The sequence below is a fragment of the Anaerolineales bacterium genome (assembly GCA_022866145.1).
Lineage (GTDB): Bacteria > Chloroflexota > Anaerolineae > Anaerolineales > E44-bin32 > PFL42.
Genome location: JALHUE010000241.1, coordinates 1 through 3,988, shown reverse-complemented (window position 1 = coordinate 3,988; position 3,988 = coordinate 1). Strand labels below are relative to the sequence as shown.

7 protein-coding genes are annotated in these 3,988 nt (G+C 65.6%); 1 reads left to right on the top strand and 6 read right to left on the bottom strand.

All coding sequences use genetic code 11. The features are described from left to right. Positions 1 to 221: hypothetical protein (locus MUO23_07610; protein MCJ7512821.1), on the bottom strand; the 221-nt coding region annotated here is incomplete at its 3' end. Positions 222 to 432: 211 nt separating this feature from the next. Next, positions 433 to 1,176, bottom strand: coding sequence for a DUF4013 domain-containing protein (locus tag MUO23_07605; GenBank protein MCJ7512820.1), 744 nt, complete (start codon positions 1,174 to 1,176; stop codon positions 433 to 435). Positions 1,177 to 1,479: 303 nt separating this feature from the next. On the opposite strand from MUO23_07605, the gene MUO23_07600 reads away from it, so the two are divergent. Beyond that, positions 1,480 to 1,644 carry a hypothetical protein gene (locus tag MUO23_07600; GenBank protein MCJ7512819.1) on the top strand — a complete coding sequence of 55 codons (165 nt, stop codon included), beginning with the start codon at positions 1,480 to 1,482 and terminating at the stop codon, positions 1,642 to 1,644. A 417-nt stretch (positions 1,645 to 2,061) separates the two neighbouring features. Here the strand turns inward: MUO23_07600 and MUO23_07595 are convergent, their stop codons facing one another. From MUO23_07595 to MUO23_07580, 4 genes are all read right to left on the bottom strand, one after another. Beyond that, positions 2,062 to 2,466 carry a DUF4332 domain-containing protein gene (locus MUO23_07595; GenBank protein MCJ7512818.1) on the bottom strand — a complete coding sequence of 135 codons (405 nt, stop codon included), beginning with the start codon at positions 2,464 to 2,466 and terminating at the stop codon, positions 2,062 to 2,064. A 226-nt stretch (positions 2,467 to 2,692) separates the two neighbouring features. After that, entirely contained in the window at positions 2,693 to 3,136 is a 444-nt protein-coding gene (locus MUO23_07590) for a GNAT family N-acetyltransferase (protein ID MCJ7512817.1), read from the bottom strand. 32 nt (positions 3,137 to 3,168) lie between these two features. Continuing rightward, positions 3,169 to 3,525 carry a DUF1294 domain-containing protein gene (locus MUO23_07585; GenBank protein MCJ7512816.1) on the bottom strand — a complete coding sequence of 119 codons (357 nt, stop codon included), beginning with the start codon at positions 3,523 to 3,525 and terminating at the stop codon, positions 3,169 to 3,171. A 117-nt stretch (positions 3,526 to 3,642) separates the two neighbouring features. After that, positions 3,643 to 3,988: hypothetical protein (locus tag MUO23_07580; GenBank protein MCJ7512815.1), on the bottom strand; the 346-nt coding region annotated here is incomplete at its 5' end.

The following is a 3,988-nucleotide window of genomic DNA, read 5'->3' as shown; positions in this document are numbered from 1 at the left end:
TCGAGAACCACCTCGAGTCCGCTGCCGGCTTCCAAGGTTGGGCGCACCCACCCCGCGATGCGCTGATTGATGTGACGCAGCGCCTGATCCGGGGTCTCTACGCCGGGCGCCCACAGGCGGCGGTGGATAGCGGCCGCTTTACGGCTGCGGCCAAACCGCAAGAATCGATGGGTGTTGTCGTCGTAGTAGTCAGCGACTCGCTGCAGACGTTGCCCACTCACTCTTGAGGGCCCTCCCAGGCCAGGGGAGTTGCCCGGCCAGCCCGGCGACGTGCCTGACCGAGGATCACCACGGGCTGCACCCAGGGCGAACGTGAGGCGCCGGGCAAGCGAAGGCGCGCGGTCCCGCCGTCCGCAAGCAGACGGCGAGACCGCGCGCCCAGAGAAGATCTCGGCCGCCGGGCCTCGGTGACGGACATGCCAGCACGGGCCGTCAACTGTAGCGGGCGATCATCCCATCTCGGTAGCACGCACCGAACAGCACCGCCCCCACAACCGAAAGGTAGTAGGTCAGCGGGGCCAGGAGCAAGGGGACTAGCCAACACAGGAAGAGGGTGTAGCTGAGCATCACGACCGCCCAGTAGGCCAGGCCGCCTACTCCCAGCAGGAAGACCCAGGCTACGAGGAAGCCCATCTTGTTGCCCGTCAGAATGTGCCACCACTCACGAAAATAGAAGGCGGCCGAGAACCGATCGCGAACGGCGAAATGAGACATTGCCGGAGGAGTCATCACGCCTGCCAGCAACATCAGCAGGCTGCTGACCGGGATCGACAGCATCCAGGCGCCGAACCCCAAGAAGAACAGGCCCATCGGCCAGCCTGCTCCGCCATCGGTAGCAGAGAGGGAGATCGTCGAGACCATGTACAGGGCGGACCCTGCCAGCAGGACGAGCATCGCTGGCAGGGTGAAGATCAGAGCGACACCCAGGCCGCGCACGCCGAAACTCGCCAGCTTGTCCCAATCCCGCCAAGCCGGCAGCTCGAGGTTCTCGCCAGCGATGGCCTGGAGCAGGATGCGGATAGCATAGCCGTACACGAAAATGAGGGGGATGACCGGGACGATGAACGACAGCAGAACCAGGGCCGAGCCGATGAGCATCTTCTCGGCCCACTTCTCTCCCCGAACCGGGAAGGCCATCAGCGCGCCAAACGATTGCAGACCGGGCTTAAGATCCACAGCTTCCCTCCTAACCGGCCGAGCGGAGTCCGCCAGGCCAAAGTCGCCCATGATGCGCATCGAAGATTCTACGCCCGTCTATTGTCTCACAGGTGCTCGGGCGTGATCCGCCAGCCGTGCCGTCCACCCAGTTCAGGGAGGCGATTCGGCAGGGGATGTCCGGGAAGATGGGCTGCGGCTCAGCGACGTTCCGCCCTCGAGGGGCCGGCGCCTGGAGACCAGGCAGTGCAGGTTGAAGGGACCCTGCGCTCGGGAGAACCCACCTCACGCCTCCGATGCCACTCCCCTGGCGGAGGAATCGGAGTGAAGTACTGGCTCGAGCAAGATCGCGCTGCCTTCAAAGCCTGCGGATCGGTCGAGGGATCGCGGCTAGAGGTCTTCGTCGAGGGTGGAGACCTCGAGCTCAACGCAGCCGAGGTGGGGCGCTGGATGCTCTGCCCGGGCGATCAGGGCGCGAGCTGGTGCTGAGCAGGCCGGCTGGGGTCTCACCCACCAGCGCAAACAGCGCCCCGCTCCCGGCGGCCGTCAGCCTGCCTGCCCAAGGCGGGGCACTTTCGGCCTCCGGCATGCCCAACTCACGCTGGATCTCGCCCATCAGCGCTCCGACGTCGCCGGCATCGGCTGGCTCCGCCTAGCGAAGACAAAGGGCTGCCGGGGGGAACGCCGTCCTTCAGATGTCTTCAATGAGGAAGGCGGCCTTGCGCCGTACCGATCCCTCGGCCAACCACAGACGCAACCGTGGCCTCACCTGCACGAGCCAACCGGGGCCATGCACCTCGGGACTCCTGAGGCGGACAAGTCTGAGGATGCCATCCCGACGGCCAGCAGGATGTCCAACGCGCCGACGAGTGGATCTGTGGCGGCCTGAACCTGGAGAATTCCAGACTAGTAGCTGATCTTGCGCGGGAGCTTCTTGGCCTGCTGGATCCAGTTGTGGACCTGGTTCGCCCCCGGAGGCCGCCGGACCAGCTTCTTCTGCTGGTTGTAGGCGATCAGCTTCGGGTGCAAGTTTTCCACGTTGCGCTGCGCCAGTTCGATGACGGTATCAACCCCGGCTGCTTCGAGCAGATCCGCATACTCGCTTCCAACACCCTTGATGCGGAACAGGTCAACGTGGTTCACCCATTCCAGGATCAACACCTCGGATACGCCAGAGGCGGCTGCGACCTCTTTGCGCCCTGCAGGCGTGCCCCCCCGCTCCAGCAAGGCGCCCGCCGAACGCACGCCAGCTTTCTGCAGCTTGGCGGCATAGGCCGGACCGACTCCCTCGATGTCGATCAGCTTGGTCACTGGATTCCTCCTCCGTCGGCTTGCGAGACACACGATGCGCGCAGACGAGCTCAGGATGAAGCGAGCCCCGGCAAACACCCAGGTCGTCGACCCGGAATCATACCACGCCGGCGAATCCCTCGTGATGCTCTAGCGCGGGTCGAGCCCGTTGTGCATGAGAGGTTGCCGCGCGGATCCAACCCCTCTCCCGGCAGCGCTCGCCGGGCGCGCGCCCAACCCATAGTGGCTACGCCTCTTCCAGCACAAGACGGTAGACATTGGTCTCCCAACGTGTGAAGCCAAGGCGCAGGTAGAGGCGATTTGCAGCGGATCGCCGCGGGTTGGACGTCAGGTCGACGACCTGTGCTCGATCCTGCCGCGCCCGGGCGAGGGCGGCCTGCATCAGCTGCTCTCCGATTCCGCGGCCCCGGAACTCCGGATCTACCACCAGGTCCTCGATCCGGGCACGCCTGCCCGTCAGCACATGGTAGCGGATCAAGCTGACCATCCCCACCACCCGGCCTGCTGGTTGCTCCCTGGCGACCAGCAGCGTGGTCGCCGGATCGCCCAGCGCCGCCGGAGTTTCCTGCGCCAGATCCAGCGAGCGTGATGTCAGGTGCGGCAGCAGGCGGCGCAGGTCGTCCATCAATGCGGCATCGAGCGAGGCCGCGCTCAATTCATCGATGACCATTCACCCATCTCCCGTTCCGCTCCTGCGTCGGGTCAGGCGCTGGCGGCCAGCCAGGTCGCCACGCACACCAGCTGCAGCCCCAGGCTCAGCCACAGCACCCGCCCGAAGACCGGCTTGCGCAGCTTGTGGCGGAACACAGCCCTGCCGGCGAATCCACCGGCAAATCCTCCGACCAGCGCCAGAGCATGCAGTTCGGCCTCAGGGACCCGCAGACCGCTGCGCTTGGCCTGCAGTTTGTCCACGCCGTAGAAGACGAACGTGACCGCGCTCGCCGCCACAAGCCAACTGGCATAGGCGGCCCGCACGCTCCATGCGGGGGAATACAGCGCTGCCATGCCCACAGCCAGCAGCACCAGCCCCAGCGCGCCGAACCGCAGGGATGCTCTCATGCGGGATCGACTCCCACAACCGGGGCCAGCGTCCTGCGGAATGGAGGAGCGGGCGCTTTCCGGGGACGGGCATCAGCCTGGGTACGACAGCCGCCAGGAGCCATGCTGAATATCAGGCTACTTCAGATAGAACAGCGTGTTGATGTAGCCGAAGACCTCACCCGAGGAGGTGATTCCGACCTGGGCGAACGGCGGCATCGAGGCCCCGTCAGCGCCGCTTGCGTCCTCCCAGCGGAAGAAATGCAGGTCCCCGCTCTTGCTGCCTTCGGAGGCGGTCAGGTGCGCACGCAGCGTATCGAACTCCGGCAGCTCCCGCAAGATCAGCGCCTCAGCCTTCGCCCGCAGCTCATCCTGCGAGAGGTCGGCCGGACCTGCGACGGGGTTGTACGAAATGGGGGACATCTCGACGACCTTGCCGGCAGCAACGGCAAAGTAGTAGCGCAGCCCGCGCTCATCTTCATAC

Excerpts from the sequence above, each read along its gene's own strand:
- MUO23_07590 (MCJ7512817.1), bottom strand. The coding sequence starts at position 3,136 with ATGGTCATCGATGAATTGAGCGCGGCCTCGCTCGATGCCGCATTGATG.
- MUO23_07585 (MCJ7512816.1), bottom strand. The coding sequence starts at position 3,525 with ATGAGAGCATCCCTGCGGTTCGGCGCGCTGGGGCTGGTGCTGCTGGCT.